The 15,944-nt window shown below is 39.7% G+C and carries 10 protein-coding genes; 3 read left to right on the top strand and 7 right to left on the bottom strand.

From position 1 onward, the window contains the following. Positions 1-65: 65 nt before the first annotated feature. Positions 66-662 carry a YtjB family periplasmic protein gene (locus tag PVK70_RS01345; RefSeq protein ID WP_130044280.1) on the bottom strand — a complete coding sequence of 199 codons (597 nt, stop codon included), beginning with the start codon at positions 660-662 and terminating at the stop codon, positions 66-68. Positions 663-795: 133 nt separating this feature from the next. On the opposite strand from PVK70_RS01345, the gene serB reads away from it, so the two are divergent. After that, entirely contained in the window at positions 796-1,764 is a 969-nt protein-coding gene (gene serB / locus PVK70_RS01340) for a phosphoserine phosphatase (RefSeq protein ID WP_165367119.1), read from the top strand. A gap of 60 nt (positions 1,765-1,824) precedes the next feature. On the opposite strand, the gene PVK70_RS01335 is transcribed toward serB, so the two are convergent. Next, positions 1,825-4,170: a PilZ domain-containing protein gene (locus PVK70_RS01335; RefSeq protein WP_130046842.1), complete on the bottom strand. Its 2,346-nt coding sequence runs from the start codon at positions 4,168-4,170 to the stop codon at positions 1,825-1,827. Between the two features lie 117 nt (positions 4,171-4,287). Here PVK70_RS01335 and radA point away from each other — a divergent pair, with 117 nt between their 5' ends. Both radA and fusA read left to right on the top strand, forming a co-directional pair. Next, positions 4,288-5,673: a DNA repair protein RadA gene (gene radA / locus PVK70_RS01330; RefSeq protein WP_130046841.1), complete on the top strand. Its 1,386-nt coding sequence runs from the start codon at positions 4,288-4,290 to the stop codon at positions 5,671-5,673. 194 nt (positions 5,674-5,867) lie between these two features. Further along, entirely contained in the window at positions 5,868-7,952 is a 2,085-nt protein-coding gene (gene fusA / locus PVK70_RS01325; RefSeq protein ID WP_130046840.1) for an elongation factor G, read from the top strand. A 120-nt stretch (positions 7,953-8,072) separates the two neighbouring features. On the opposite strand, the gene PVK70_RS01320 is transcribed toward fusA, so the two are convergent. The 5 genes from PVK70_RS01320 to mutS all read right to left on the bottom strand — a co-directional run bounded on the left by PVK70_RS01320 (position 8,073) and on the right by mutS (position 15,842). Further along, complete coding sequence (locus PVK70_RS01320) at positions 8,073-8,312, bottom strand: VF530 family DNA-binding protein (RefSeq protein WP_130046839.1); 240 nt, start codon at positions 8,310-8,312, stop codon at positions 8,073-8,075. A 112-nt stretch (positions 8,313-8,424) separates the two neighbouring features. Further along, a complete protein-coding gene (locus tag PVK70_RS01315) occupies positions 8,425-9,702 on the bottom strand; it encodes a cytosine deaminase (protein ID WP_130046838.1) in 1,278 nt (425 codons plus the stop codon). 10 nt (positions 9,703-9,712) lie between these two features. Further along, on the bottom strand, positions 9,713-10,954 hold the full coding sequence (gene codB / locus PVK70_RS01310; protein ID WP_130046837.1) for a cytosine permease: 1,242 nt from the start codon (positions 10,952-10,954) through the stop codon (positions 9,713-9,715). A gap of 424 nt (positions 10,955-11,378) precedes the next feature. Beyond that, positions 11,379-13,055: an AMP-binding protein gene (locus tag PVK70_RS01305; RefSeq protein ID WP_130046836.1), complete on the bottom strand. Its 1,677-nt coding sequence runs from the start codon at positions 13,053-13,055 to the stop codon at positions 11,379-11,381. A 252-nt stretch (positions 13,056-13,307) separates the two neighbouring features. Beyond that, complete coding sequence (mutS, locus tag PVK70_RS01300; RefSeq protein ID WP_165367121.1) at positions 13,308-15,842, bottom strand: DNA mismatch repair protein MutS; 2,535 nt, start codon at positions 15,840-15,842, stop codon at positions 13,308-13,310. Positions 15,843-15,944 lie beyond the last annotated feature (102 nt).

The following is a 15,944-nucleotide window of genomic DNA, read 5'->3' as shown; positions in this document are numbered from 1 at the left end:
AATACGCGTAACAAAAAATATTTAGAAATAAAAAGGCGATGAGGGTAACTTCATCGCCTTTCTTTTTATGCTTTACCACCAAATAATGTGGTAACCGGTTTACTCGAACGCTCCCTTTTTCGTAATAAAGCCATAATCATCATCCCTGAAACTAAACTGATTACTAACATACCAAACATTAAGCGATCGCTTTTACGGTAATGGTGATTAGCAAACCCTGTCAGTGTCGACTTCTCAAAGGTGACTCGAAGAAAGCCAAGTAAACGATCTTCTTTGATTATCGGTTCGATTAATTGTTGGCGTCCAATACCATCTATAGAGAGTGGTGTATTTAACCCTGTAATTTGTGAAGCGGTCAGCGCATTATCACTTTTGGCTAGGATCCCACCTTCTGCATCGTATATTGTTGCATCAAATACGAGAGGTTCTGTGGCTAAATTATTAGCCAGTTGCAGTAAACCTTCGTGATTATCTTGTTTTATATTCTCAACAGAAAAGAGAGCAGCTTGGCGTACCATAGTACGACTAAGATCTTGCAGCTGCTTATTTTGTATAATTTGGTTATTGTCACTGATAACGGTACTGTTGATTAAGATAAAGTAACTGAATGCAAGAAGGGAAATTAGCATTAGGCTTTTTACAATAAAATTTTGAGAAAGCATCGAGATCACCACGCAAATTAGAATGAGGGAATTATACTCAATTTACAGAAAAATAGCAGTTTATGTCGTTTGGCTCTTGCTCATCTGCTCTGCAATCGGTATTTTTGAGATAGGATTAGTAAGGATACGAATCATGGATATGATAACCCCATTCTCAATTAAGAAAAATATACCCCTATTAAAGCGTTTCTCATCAACCCGAGAAACCACCCAGTTGGATCTAAAGCAGACTGGGTGGATTGTATATAGTCCCCATTTATCGCAACATCACTTTCAAGATATTGACTTCTTTATTGGCGAGCAAACTTTAGTACTCGCGACTTGGAAAGTTGGGCATTATGATGTCGCAGCGATGGCAGGTGAAATGACGCCTGAACATAAAACGATTCTTGATGCACTAGAGTTAGATTACGCTGAAGTTAAAGATATTCCTGATTTATCAAAGCCTGGAATTATCTTATTTGATATGGATTCAACAGCAATAGAAATTGAGTGCATTGATGAAATCGCTAAATTAGCTGGTGTTGGAAAACAAGTTTCAGAAGTAACCGAGCGCGCAATGCAAGGAGAGCTTGATTTTAAAGAGAGCTTAATTCAGCGAGTAGGAACCCTAGCCGGAGCTGATGAAGCGATTTTAGCTAAAGTAAAATCAGAGTTGCCTTTCATGCCAGAAGTCAGAGAATTGATCGCTACTATGCAACAATACGGTTGGAAAGCAGCAATAGCTTCTGGTGGTTTCACTTATTTTTCTGATTATCTTAAAGAGGAATTAAGCTTAGTTCACGCACAGTCAAATCAGTTAGAAATCGTAGAGGGTAAACTAACAGGGAAAGTGCTAGGTGACATTGTCAGTGCTGAAACTAAAGCTGAAATTTTAGTCGAATTAGCTGATAAGTATGATATTGAGATAAGCAATACCGTTGCTGTTGGTGATGGTGCGAATGATTTGGTCATGATGGAAGCCGCAGGTCTTGGGATTGCTTATCATGCGAAACCTAAAGTTCAGCAAAAAGCTCAAGCGGCGGTTCGTCATGCTGATTTAGGTGGCGTTGCTTGTATATTGTCAGTTTCTTTATTGTTGAATAAGAAATTGAGCTGGTAAACATAAGCAAATAATAAAGCCTATGTATTATCGGCTTTATTAAATTTAAATTACATCGAGTTACCCTAACTCTAATCGAATTAATACTTCATCAGTAATATCTGCGATTTCACCACAGCCGACAATACTTGATAATTCATTTTCAAGTGCTCTAGCATAGTGAATCGCATGCTGTGCAAGTTGACTCAACTCACTCTCTGATGTGGTTGATAATGGATTTTTAACCGCTGTGGTAGTCACTCTGATTGCTAAAAATTCACCATGTTCTTTTGCTTTCTTTATAAAAGTTAAGCGATCGTTATATGAACTGAATTCCTGCAGCATGCGAGTGAAAACAGATTTGATCTTCCCATCTTTAATCACAACAGCAAGGTAGATTTCGTGATGATGCGAACGTTTATTTGCGGGTGTTTTTAATGGTTCAACCAGCAATTGACGTACCCTTGTTTTAAAAATAGGCTCTAAATTGAGGGTGTTTTCATCCCCTAAATGCTGCCAAATCTTATTTAGGCGGTTGAGAGGGAAGTTAACCCCAATACAACGAGTCTTAATTTTATGGTTATCTTTTTCGATAAAAAAAGGTGTTGTCGTTAGTTTATTAAGCAATAATTGATGCATAATTTTCAGCATCTCCATGGATGGAAGTTGCTCATAATCCATAGGTAATCTTTCAATATTATGCTCGATTAAGCGGCTTAAAAATGCTTTGCTTTTTTGGGTTTTTAAGCTGTCTTCAATATGGAGTTGGATATTAATACCATTAGAAGCGACTTTTAATACATGGTATCCAATACGACTTAGTGGCGTATTTTTATCTAAACTCTGCAAATCATTAAATGTTACTTTTACGTCTGATTTTTTTGTCAGTTGTACCGCTTTATCTAATTGAATAGACAGTCCATTTATTGATATGTCTAATGTTCTTCCTGTCACATCCCCAAGTTGAGGGTGATGTAAGGTCACGAGAGTTTGATAGTTAAACCTAGGCTCTGTTCGACGAGGAGCTGAATCAAAATAAAGTGCATGCGCTTGGCTAATGGGTGCCGTGGCATGACGATATGGATTTAATTCTTTAGGCGCAAGCACGGGTTTATCTGTTAAGAGATAATCTTTCTGTGTTTCTGGCAAGCTGATCTCAGTTAAGATCCCCATGTGCGTTAGAGTTGAAAGTACGCCCTCCATCTCAGGAGCAACGGTAAGCAGACGTTCTTTGTCTCCTTTTTCTAGTTCAAAAAGAGAAAGGCGGATCACCTTCCAGCTCTTTCGCTTAGCACCAATATGCCAGAATAGTTGGCGTTCTTGCTGAGTCCCTTCTGAAGACATCATTGAATAGAAAAGTTCTCTATCTTCATGATCATGTTTAAAACTGTAAAAATGTGTTCGACTGGCTTTTAACCCTGGCTTGGTTAAAAACTGCATACGTTCAGCTTTAAACAGGTGATTGATTACAGGTTGGTTCTTTTCGTCATGCCAGTGCTTCCAAAGGGATTCATTATGATCGGTAAGGATGGCATATTTTAAAGTATCACCAGAGAAGAATAACGGGATGTTAGTGGTATGACGTAAAAAACAGTGCTCGTACCCTTGCGTTCGTGCGCGGACAACTTGATCTTTTTGGTCGTGTAGAGTTCGACGTTTATTTTTATTTAGTTTTTCATCAATGGCGATAGCGATAACATCGTGGTTAGCTTCCATTTTAAGGCGCAACCAACGATAACTGTCACTTTCTTCACTGTCATGAATACCAAGAATTCGATATGGGAAATCACCATTAAGATCTTTAATGCCAGTTTCTTTTGCAAGAGTAGGAAAGCTAACTTGAATAATTTGACCTAAACCATATTCGAAAGCGGCAGGAACCTTGATTCTGGCACCAGAAGAGGAAAGATCGCTACTCGTACCATGAATTAGATTGCCATTTGGTAGAAGTACGGTAACTTGCGTTGACATGCGTAAACGGTTTTCGCTTCGTGTTAGATAATGGCCAAAACGGATTAGTTTGGTTTTAAATAAACCTTCCTCGTTTTTATCTTCAGATGCTGAAATCAGTTCTTTATTTTTATGTAAAACGCGAAAATTATTTCGTGTATTGGTTAATGCTTCCCATACACCTTCGGTATAGCTGCCATAGCGTTCAATGCTTTTATGGTAGGTATTTATGGCGACATCATCTAACCAATGAGTATAGCCATCAAGTTCGTATTGATGGCATTGTCCTTTTACTCTCCCACGTAAATCAATGCTTTTTTTACAAGGCGTCATGATACGCTTCAACTCAATTTTGACGATTAAATGAATTGATGCGTGTTCATGAGACATGACTTGGTTACAAACCAATTCAAAATCTGGTTCGCCAAATACAGGGATAAGTTGTTCAACGTAGCTTTGATATTCTTCTTGCTGCATGATTTCTGGTACAGTAATAACAATCTAATGGGGTTATCGGCAGAGTTGCTAAAATATTTAACACTATACGTTAAATAGTAATACCCATCACTTTAACTATTTATATGTCGGTGATATATGGCAAAAGCAAAACGCGCCTATGTTTGTAATGATTGTGGAGCAGACTTTCCTCGTTGGCAAGGCCAGTGTAATGCTTGTGGGGCATGGAACACGATTACAGAGGTTAGATTGGCCGCTTCTCCACAGGTGGCTCGAAATGAACGCCTGTCTGGAGGTGGCTATGCAGGGTCAGCGATAGATTCCGAAGTACAAACGTTATCGAGTATTAATCTACAAGAAGTTCCTCGATTTAGTAGCTCATTTAAAGAGTTCGATCGTGTTTTAGGTGGTGGCATTGTTCCTGGTGCTGCCATTTTGATTGGTGGTAATCCTGGTGCTGGTAAATCTACTTTACTTTTGCAAACCATGTGTCGTTTGGCGGCAGAAATGCCAACGTTGTATGTTACTGGTGAAGAATCGTTGCAGCAGGTAGCGATGCGCGCTTCCCGTCTTGGGTTGCCAAAAGATAACTTAAAAATGTTATCTGAAACCAATATCGATAAGATTTGTCAGGTCGCTGAAAAAGAGCAACCTAAGATCATGGTTATTGATTCAATTCAGGTTATGCACGTAGCGGATGTTCAATCATCACCAGGCAGTGTCGCACAAGTCCGTGAGTCAGCAACCGCCTTAACTCGATATGCAAAACAAAATAATGTGGCTATTTTCTTAGTAGGTCATGTAACCAAAGATGGCACTTTAGCTGGGCCTAAAGTGTTAGAGCATATTATTGATTGCTCTGTATTACTTGACGGTAGCGCTGATAGTCGTTTTAGAACGCTTCGCAGTCATAAAAACCGTTTTGGTGCGGTGAATGAGCTCGGGGTTTTTGCCATGACCGGACAAGGGCTGAAAGAGGTGAGTAATCCGTCTGCGATTTTCTTATCTCGTGGTGAAGAAGAAACCTCTGGTAGTTCAGTAATGGTGGTATGGGAGGGGACTCGTCCATTGCTTGTCGAAATACAAGCGTTGGTTGATTATTCTCAACTTTCAAATCCGAGACGTGTATCAGTGGGTTTAGATCAAAATCGATTGTCGATGTTGCTTGCGGTATTGCATAAGCATGGAGGTTTGCAAATGGCAGATCAAGATGTTTTTGTTAACGTGGTCGGTGGCGTTAAAGTGGCTGAAACGAGTGCGGATTTGGCATTAATTATTGCACTGTTATCTAGCTTTAAAGATCGACCATTACCAAAGGACGTTGTTGTGTTTGGCGAAATAGGCCTTGCTGGCGAGATCCGTCCAGTGCCAAGTGGGCAAGAGCGTTTAATGGAAGCTTATAAGCATGGTTTTAAAAAAGCGATTGTTCCAGCGGCTAATATGCCAAAAGGCGGCATTGAAGGCATGCAAATACATGGTGTAAAAAAATTATCTGAGGCAATTGATGCTTTTGATGAGTTATAAAGACAGAATTTATTACTGATTTTTTCCGATTTTTTATTTGAAATCGTGTAAATTCATCTATAATTTGCGCAAGCAGAACGTACGCAGAGCTTATTTGGGCTAAATTCTATCCAAAAATAGAACAAAGCATATACCAATTGGCAGTTTGTGTTATACTCTGCGCGCATTTTCTATCCTATTAATAGAGTAAAACAATGACTGATTTATCTAAATACAGAAATATTGGTATTTTCGCGCACGTTGATGCGGGTAAAACTACCACAACTGAGCGTATCCTAAAACTTACTGGTCAGATCCACAAAACTGGTGAAGTACATGATGGCGAATCTACGACTGACTTCATGGAACAGGAAGCTGAGCGCGGAATTACTATCCAATCAGCAGCTGTAAGTTGTTTCTGGAAAGATCACCGTTTTAACGTTATCGATACTCCGGGACACGTTGACTTCACAGTAGAAGTTTACCGTTCTCTTAAAGTACTTGACGGTGGTATCGGTGTATTCTGTGGTTCTGGTGGTGTTGAACCTCAATCAGAAACTAACTGGCGTTACGCGAACGAATCAGAAGTTGCACGTATCATCTTCGTTAACAAACTAGACCGTATGGGTGCTGACTTCTTCCGTGTTGTTAAGCAAACTGAAGACGTACTAGGTGCTAACCCACTAGTTATGGTTCTACCAATTGGTATCGAAGAAGATTTCGTTGGTGTTGTTGACCTTCTAACTCGTAAAGCACACATTTGGGATGATTCAGGTCTTCCAGAAAACTTCGAAATCACTGATGTTCCTGCGGACATGGTTGATCAAGTAGAAGAATACCGTGAGATGCTAGTTGAGACTGCTGTAGAGCAAGACGACGATCTAATGGAAGCTTACATGGAAGGCGAAGAGCCATCTATCGAGCAACTAAAAGCATGTATCCGTAAAGGTACGCGCACAATGGACTTCTTCCCAGCATTCTGTGGTTCTGCATTTAAGAACAAAGGTATGCAACTTGTTCTTGATGCTGTAGTTGATTACCTACCTTCTCCAACAGAAGTAGATCCTCAACCGCTAATGAACGAAGAAGGCGAAGAGACTGGCGAGCACGCTATCGTTTCTGTAGACGAAACATTCAAAGCGCTAGCATTCAAAATCATGGATGACCGTTTTGGTGCACTAACATTCGTACGTATTTACTCTGGTAAACTAAACAAGGGTGACACAATCCTTAACTCGTTCACAGGTAAAACTGAGCGTGTTGGCCGTATGGTTGAGATGCAAGCGAACGATCGTAACGAATTAACTTACGCGCAAGCTGGTGATATCATCGCTATCGTTGGTATGAAAAATGTGCAAACTGGTCATACTCTATGTGATCCTAAGCACGCAGTAACGCTTGAGCCAATGGTATTCCCTGTACCAGTAATCTCAATCTCTGTAACGCCTAAAGATAAAGGCAGTACTGAGAAAATGGGTATCGCGATCGGTAAAATGGTTGCAGAAGATCCATCTTTCCAAGTTGAAACTGACGAAGAAACTGGCGAAACAATCCTTAAAGGTATGGGTGAGCTTCACCTTGACATTAAAGTTGATATCCTTAAGCGTACATACGGTGTAGACCTAACTGTTGGTCAACCTCAAGTTGCTTACCGTGAAACTATCACTCAACCTGTTGAAGATAGCTACACGCATAAGAAACAATCTGGTGGTTCAGGTCAGTTCGGTAAGATCGACTACGTTATGAAACCAGGTGAAGTTGGTTCTGGCTTTACGTTCAAGTCTTCTGTTGTGGGCGGTAACGTTCCTAAAGAATTCTGGCCTGCAATCGAGAAAGGCTTCAAAGGCATGATGGAGACTGGTGTTCTTGCTGGCTTCCCTGTTCTTGACGTTGAAATCGAACTTCTAGATGGTGGTTTCCACGCAGTCGATTCATCTGCAGTAGCATTTGAAATCGCAGCGAAAGGTGCATTCCGTCAATCTATGCCAAAAGCTGGTGCACAACTTCTTGAGCCAATCATGGCTGTAGACGTGTTCACTCCAGATGACCACGTTGGTGATGTAATCGGTGACCTTAACCGTCGTCGTGGCATGATCAAAGACCAAATGGCTGGCGTAACAGGTGTTCGTGTTAAAGCTGACATCCCTCTTTCAGAAATGTTTGGTTACATCGGTTCACTACGTACAATGACTTCTGGTCGTGGTCAGTTCTCTATGGAGTTCTCTCACTACGCACCTTGTCCTATGAACGTAGCAGAGCAAGTAATTGCTGACGTTAAAGAAGCTAACGCTAAGAAGTAATTCTGGCTAATGCTCTTTAATTAAAAAAGCCCCGCAAGTTTACTTGCGGGGCTTTTTGTTTTTAATCGATTTTCACAAGTAAGAATGATCAAATACTTATGTAGATTGGTATTATTCAGATTAATTTAATTTTTCTGCTTTTTCTTTATGACGTTGAAGTTTTAAATAGATATTCTCTACTCGCACTCGCGCCCACTCGGTTTTTCTCAAAAATTTCAAACTCGATTTAATGGTTGGATCAGATTTGAAACAATTAATGTTAACCATGTAGCTTAGTTCTTCCCATCCATAGTGCTCCACTAATTCAGTTAAGATTGCCTGTAAGGTTACGCCATGAAGCGGGTTATTTTGCTGTGTCATAATATCGCCATTTTTCTTGAATTAGGGTAAGTATAGCATTCACCCTTAAAGATATTCATAAAAAATGGGAGCATAATAGGCTCCCATGTATATTTGATTATTTAGTTTCCAATTAACGCTTAAATGAAACCACTTCTGATTCATCTAAAGTAATGATTGTTGTTGCTGGTTGTGTTTCTGAAATTACATTACCTTGGCGAATCGAGTAACGAACAGGTACTTGACGACGTAGTGCATCAAAACCATTTTCTGCAGGTAAAATAATTAAGTTACCTGGCTTGCCTTCCTCAATGCCATAATTATCTTGAATATTCAGGGTTCGTGCTGACTTGTAGCTGATTAAATCAAGCCCTTGGTTGATTTGGTCATACCCCATAATTTGGCAAACATGCAGCCCCATATGCAGAACTTGTAGCATATTGGCAGTACCTAGTGGATACCATGGGTCAAATACATCATCATGACCAAAACAGACGTTGATATCGCTGGCAAGCATCTCTTTCACACGGGTAATACCGCGACGTTTAGGGTAATCATCAAAGCGGCCTTGTAAGTGAATATTCACTAATGGATTGGCAACAAAGTTGATACCTGACATTTTCAATAAACGGAAGAGACGAGAAGCATAAGCGCCATTATAAGAGTGCATCGCTGTCGTATGGCTTGCTGTGACTTTTTCACCCATATTAAATTTATGAGCTAGAGCGGCAAGTGTTTCTACAAAGCGTGATTGCTCATCGTCAATTTCATCACAATGTACATCGATCAAGCGGTCGTACTTTTGTGCTAATTCAAAAACGTAATGTAAAGATTCAACGCCGTATTCACGAGTGAATTCAAAGTGTGGAATGGCACCAATAACATCAGCACCAAGTTGTACGGCTTCTTCTAGTAACTCTTTGCCATTTGGATAAGAAAGAATGCCCTCTTGAGGAAAAGCAACGATTTGAATATCGACCCATTCTTTCATCTCCTCCTTAACTTCTAGCATTGCTTTTAAGGCAATCAATGTTGGATCAGAAACATCAACGTGAGTACGAACGTGCTGAATACCGTTAGCGATTTGCCATTTAAGTGTTTGCTTGGCACGGCTCTTAACATCTTCAATAGTCAGCAGTTGCTTACGTTCAGACCAGCGCTCAATACCTTCGAAAAGGGTTCCTGAGATATTCCAACTTGGCTCACCAGCAGTTTGAGTTGTATCTAAATGAACGTGAGGCTCACAAAAGGGCGCATTAGCAAGACCGCCTTCCGCATCTAGTACCTTTCCTGAATATGAAAGTTGTTCTTCATTTGAAGCGATTTTATTGAATTGACCATCTTGGATTAAGATTTGGAATAACCCTTCTTGATCTCGTAATGTTACGTTTTTAATTAATAAATCAGTCATAAGAATTCTTCTATGCAGCTTCTGTTTCAGAGGCTTTTTCTTTGTTTAAAAGAGGGTTCAGTAGTAGGTAACTTAGTGCGCCACCAAACACAGCATTTACAGGTACAACACCTGGTAGGAAATTACCAGCAGCGACACCAATAATAACCGCAATAATGGCCGCCCAATTAATCGTTTTGAATTTGGCGTTTTCGAAATCCATATAGCGTTTACGGTTCATAAAGAAATCAGCGATGATAACGCCACCAATTGGCGGAATAGCGATAGATAAGAAAGTTAACCATCCAACAAAGTTATTATACAACCATAGGGCACACACAGTACCAATTAAGCCATTTAACATTGAAATGTATTTACTTGGTAGACCAGTGATATTCGAGAACCCGAGACCTGAGGCATATAGTGCATTATCGTTAGTTGTCCAAATGTTTAGTCCGAGCACAATGATTGCCGGAATCAATAAACCTTGAGCTATCATTACTTCTGAAATATCAGACTGGCCAGTTACAGAAGCGCCTGCTGCACCAAAGATAAACATCAGTGAGTTACCAATAAAGAAAGCAATCATAGTAATGGCTACGGCTCCCATCGGCTTTTTACCAAATCGCACAAAATCAGCCGTCAATGTACCAGCGCTTACAAAAGAGCCTACAACCATAGCAAGTGCAATTGAGAAATCCATTGGTTCAGTCGGTTGGATTTTTTGTAGTTCAGCTACACCACCAATACTGTCAACGGCAGTCAATACTGAATAACCACCAAGTACTGCGATAGCTGGAACCGCAATCATGGAGAGAACCATTAATGCTGAAATGCCAAAATAAACGGTGACGGTCATTAATAGACCAGAAATTACGATTAATGCATTAGTGTCAATGCCAGTGGCTTTTTGAACTGGAATTGCAAACATGGCGACACCAACCCCAAACCAACCAACTTGAGTACCGCCAAGTAAAAGAGATGGGATCCATGAGCCTTTAGAACCGAAAGAGAAACGAGCGAGAAGATGAGTGGAGAGACCAGTTGAAGCGCCGATGTAGCCAAGAAAAGAAGTGTAAATACCGAGGATTAAATTACCAATAAGAACAGCGAGGAAGAAGTCATCAAAAGAGAGCCCAGTACCAAGAGAGCCTCCTGTCCACATACTTGCAGAAAAGAAGGTTAACCCTAGCATTACTAATGTCAGGGAAACCGCACCTTTTCTTGCGGTTTTAGGTACAGCACTCAAGCTGTAATCATTGTCATTCGACATATCCGTTCCTCATCTGTCTTGAATTTTTGGTCAGTTTTTTGATAAACGGACAGGAGTCTAAATGGAATAACAATAATGTCAATAACGAAGTTGGTGTTTTATTTAGTTTGTGATTTAAGTTGTTGAATTATAGATACTTGTGAGTTTTGTTGATTACAATTGTCTTCATTGCAAACGATTGTTTTTATAGAATGGGTATGAAAAAGTCTTTTTTGGTAGATAATCGGACTTAAATGCATTTAATTTAAATAAACGTCTAATTTGAATCTGTAAATAAGGTTTTTTATCTCATTATTTATCTGAGTTGGGTGAAGTTGAAATTTTTCGAGCAAAAAAAAACCTCAAACATATAATTTTGCATGCTTGAGGCCGATAATTTGCTTAGGGCTTTATTTGTTTTTGTTAACTGGGGGTTTTTTATGGGTTATTCCCATATTATTTTTTTATCCTTAGGCCATGATGATGCGAGTTCATGGTATTTCTTTTCTAAAATATGGCGTTTTATCTTTAATGTTGGGGTTAAAATACCATTCTCAATTGACCACGGTTCTTTAATCATTAATATCCCTTTTAGTTTTTCATGAGACTCTAATCCACTGTTAATTGTTTCTAAGTTTCTAAGGGCTGTACGCTCATAACGTGCTTGGTCAAAATTAGGGTAGGCATGTGGAATAGCGAGTAAAATAGGTCCGGGTAGGCCAGAGCCAATAAGACACATCATTTCTAAATTGCTAAGATCGAAAATACGCTTTTCAATAGGAACAGGAGCAACAAACTTTCCTTTGGCTGTTTTAAAGGTGTCTTTTTTACGACCTTGAATGGTTAAATAACCTTCAGAATCAATAGAGCCAATATCTCCGGTATGTAACCAACCTTCGTTATTAAAGCTTTCTTCTGTTGCTTCATCATTTTTATAGTAACCAGCAAAAAGCCCATCGCCTCTTACTAATATTTCTTCATCGTTAGCAATTTTGAGTTCAACGCCAGGGCCTGCAGATCCAACGCTGCCGACTTTATCGGAGCGATAAGGATAATTCAGTGTGCTATAGGCAAAGGTTTCAGTCATTCCCCATGCTTCAGTGATGTTTAATCCAATACTTTCATACCATTTTAATAATCCTGCGGAGACTGGCGCGGAGCCACACCCTAGTACACGAGCTTGGTCTAACCCTAAACCATCTGCCAGTTTGCGTTTAATTAAGCCGTTAACAAAAGGGATCTTCAGTAAAATGTTTAGCTTCTTCTGCGGTAGCTTATCTTGAATTCGTTGTTGGAATACGGTCCATAACCTTGGTACTGAAATAAATAGAGTAGGGCGATGCATTTTTACATCATCAATGAAGGTATCGAGTGACTCTGGAAAAGCAGTTTGGATACCACCAAAAAAAGCAGAACCTAGGATGTATACACGTTCAGTAATGTGAGCAAGAGGCAGGTAAGAAAATAGACGGTCGCCTGCTTGTATACCGATATGATTAATAAGGTGTTTTGATGAATGACTAAATCCACCAAAGGTGAGCATTGCTCCTTTTGGTAATCCGGATGTTCCTGAGGTATAAACAATTGACATTAGGGTATTGTCATTATGCTCGGGCCTAAACTCGGATGGTTGGTATTGTTGAATAAGTTCATCAAATTGATATTGGCATTTGGCGGCAGAGTCATAATTAAAAGCAATGGTGTTTATCTCTGGAAGGTTTTCCATTGCTTTTTGAGTGGCGTTAACATCATCAAGTTTTCCTACGATAAGGGTTTTACTTTCGCTGTGAGTTAAACAGTGTTCAATTGTTTCAAGGCCAGCTGTTGGGAAAATAGGAACACTGACAAAATCACCGAGCATTAAAGCGAGATCCGTAATAAACCATTCAGCGCAATTTTTCGAAATTAAAGCAACTCTGTCTTTTGGTTTAACGCCTAACTCTTGTAAGGATGTCACTAGACGGAGTGCTTTATCAACCACTTCAGAAAAAGTGTAATCCACAAATTGCCTATTTTTAATCTGACGAAGGAAAACGTCATTAGGTTTTTTTTCAGCCCATTCAAGCATTGCTTGGTGAGGAAGTTGTGGGTTTGTATTGTGATTTAATACTGATTGGCTCATAGGGGCATCCTGCGGTTTATCGTTATTATTTATTGTTAATTTTATGTTAAGTAAATATCCTTTTAATGATTCAGTCAAATTTTAATCAAAATAATGAGAACTTTATAAGTGAGTATTTACACTAATACCAATGTAGTTAATTAGATGATCATTATTGGAACTAGTATAATTTAGAGGGTTTCAAAAATAATATAAAAAAGCCTGCCTATAATATTTTATAAGCAGGCTTTGGGGTTTAGTACTGTTTCTTGGTTATAGAAGAGCTTTTAAGCGATATAGTTCTTCTAATGCCTGCCGTGGTGTTAAATCATCCGGATTTACATTAGATAGTGCTTCTTCAACTTCGCTTGGTTCTGGGATCAAAGAGAGTTGATGTTCTTCTTTTACTTGCACGCTTGGTGGTAATATTGACGTATTTTTACCGCTTTCAAGTTGCTGAAGTTTTAGTTTTGCTTTCTTAATAACGGTTTTTGGAACTCCCGCTAAAGAAGCAACAGCAAGACCATAAGATTTATTTGCGGCACCATCTTGAACTGCGTGCATAAAGGCAATTTCATCGCCATGCTCTACAGCATCAAGGTGTACATTCGCTAAGCCATTAAATAAATTAGGTAATTCAGTTAACTCAAAATAATGCGTGGCAAATAAAGTCATGGCGTTAATCTTTGTTGCTAACCATTCTGCGCTTGCCCACGCTAGCGATAAACCATCATAAGTACTTGTGCCGCGACCAATCTCATCCATAAGTACCAGACTATACTTGGTGGCATTATGAAGGATATTCGCGGTTTCTGTCATTTCAACCATGAAAGTTGAGCGCCCAGACGCTAGATCGTCCGAGGCGCCAATACGTGTAAAGATACGATCGAGCAGACCTATTTTTGCTGAATCAGCAGGGACATAACAGCCAACATGAGCCATTAATGCAATGAGTGCTGTTTGACGCATATAGGTCGATTTACCACCCATGTTAGGTCCGGTAATGATCAGCATCTTACGGTCATCATTTAAATTGATTGGGTTGGCAATAAATGGGTCTGTCATTACCTGCTCAACAACAGGGTGACGGCCTCCTTTTATTTCCATTCCAATACTTGAAGATAGTGTAGGGCGACAATAATTCAAGGTGTCCGCGCGTTCTGCTAAGTTACTCAGTACATCTAACTCTGAAATCGCATTCGCCATTAATTGAAGTTGTTCTAAGTGTGGAAGAAGTTGATCAAATAGTTCTTCCCATAATTTTTTCTCTATTGCTAGTGCTTTAGATTTTGAACTTAGGACTTTATCTTCATGCTCTTTTAATTCAGGAATGATATAACGTTCAGCATTTTTCAATGTTTGACGGCGAACATAATGTGCGGGTGCTTTATGACTTTGCCCTTTACTTATTTGAATATAAAAGCCATGTACGTTGTTGTAACCGACTTTTAACGTATCAATGTCGTGACGTTCACGTTCTTCTTGTTCTAGCTTATCTAAATATTGAGTTGCACCATTGGCCAGATCTCGCCATTGATCGAGCTCTTCGTTATAACCATCAGCTAAAACACCACCATCACGAATGATCACTGGAGGGTTGTCTTTTATTGCACGCTCTAAAAGCTCACAAATAGAATCGATTGGTTGTGCTAGTTGAGCTAAGTTTTGTAAATGAGTTTGTTTAAATTCTTGTGCGGTTTGAGCTAATTCTGGTAACTGTTGCAGTGCATTACGTAAGCGGGCAAGATCTCGTGGTCGAGCTGAGCGTAACGCAAGTCGAGCGAGAATACGTTCTACATCACCAATGTTTCTTAACTGTGGAGACAGTTCGTTAAATAGCACTTCATCTTTTAATTCCCCAATAGCATCAAGACGTTGGTTTAATACATCATGTGTTCTAACGGGTTGATGTAACCAGCGTTTTAACAGACGGCTACCCATTGCGGTTGCTGTATGGTCAAGTACTTCTGATAACGTATGATTGAATCCACCCGCTAAATTTTGGGTGATTTCAAGATTTCGACGTGTCGCCGCATCTAGGATCACTGAGTCATCTTGATGATCCATTACGATGGAGCGAATATGAGGCAGAGTAGTACGTTGAGTGTCTTTTACATATTGAATAAGGCAGCCAGCAGCACATAAACCAAATTCAGCTTTTTCCACCCCAAAGCCAACCAAGTCGCGAGTTCCAAATTGTTGGTTTAACTGTTGTTTAGCAGTATCAAGCTCAAATTCCCATACTGGGCGACGACGATTACCATTTCTTTTTTCTAATAAATGAACTGGTTCAAAATCTTCACTGAATAACAGCTCAGTTGGGGCTGTACGTTGCAGCTCGGCAAGCATCGCTTCTTCAGTATTTGGCTCTGATAGTTTAAAACGACCAGAGGTGATGTCTAATGTAGCGTAACCAAAATGGCCTTTATGATGATAAATAGCGGCAATTAAATTATCAAAACGTTCAGGAAGAAGTGCTTCATCAGTTACAGTACCAGGGGTAACGATACGAACAACTTTACGCTCAACAGGACCTTTACTCGTCGCAGGGTCACCCACTTGCTCACAAATCGCAACCGATTCACCTTGCTGAACTAATTTGGCTAAATAGCCCTCAACAGCATGGTAAGGAAGGCCTGCCATTGGGATAGGTTCGCCTGCAGAAGAGCCTCGTTTAGTTAAAGAGATCTCAAGCAGTTGAGAGGCTCGTTTCGCATCATCATAGAAAAGCTCATAAAAATCGCCCATACGATAGAACAGTAAAATATCCGGGTTTTCAGATTTTAAACGCAAGTACTGTTGCATCATTGGGGTGTGTTTTTCAGTTGATTTTGTTGCCACAACGAGACCTAATGAGTGTAGAAAATATTTGTTGCTAAGAATACGTGAATCAAAGCAGCAATCAAAGAT

Source organism: Aliivibrio sp. A6, assembly GCF_028765505.1.
In the GTDB taxonomy this organism is placed as follows: Bacteria; Pseudomonadota; Gammaproteobacteria; order Enterobacterales; family Vibrionaceae; genus Aliivibrio; species Aliivibrio finisterrensis_A.
Note: the sequence above shows the minus strand (reverse complement) of the source record. Positions and strands in the feature narration are given on the sequence as shown.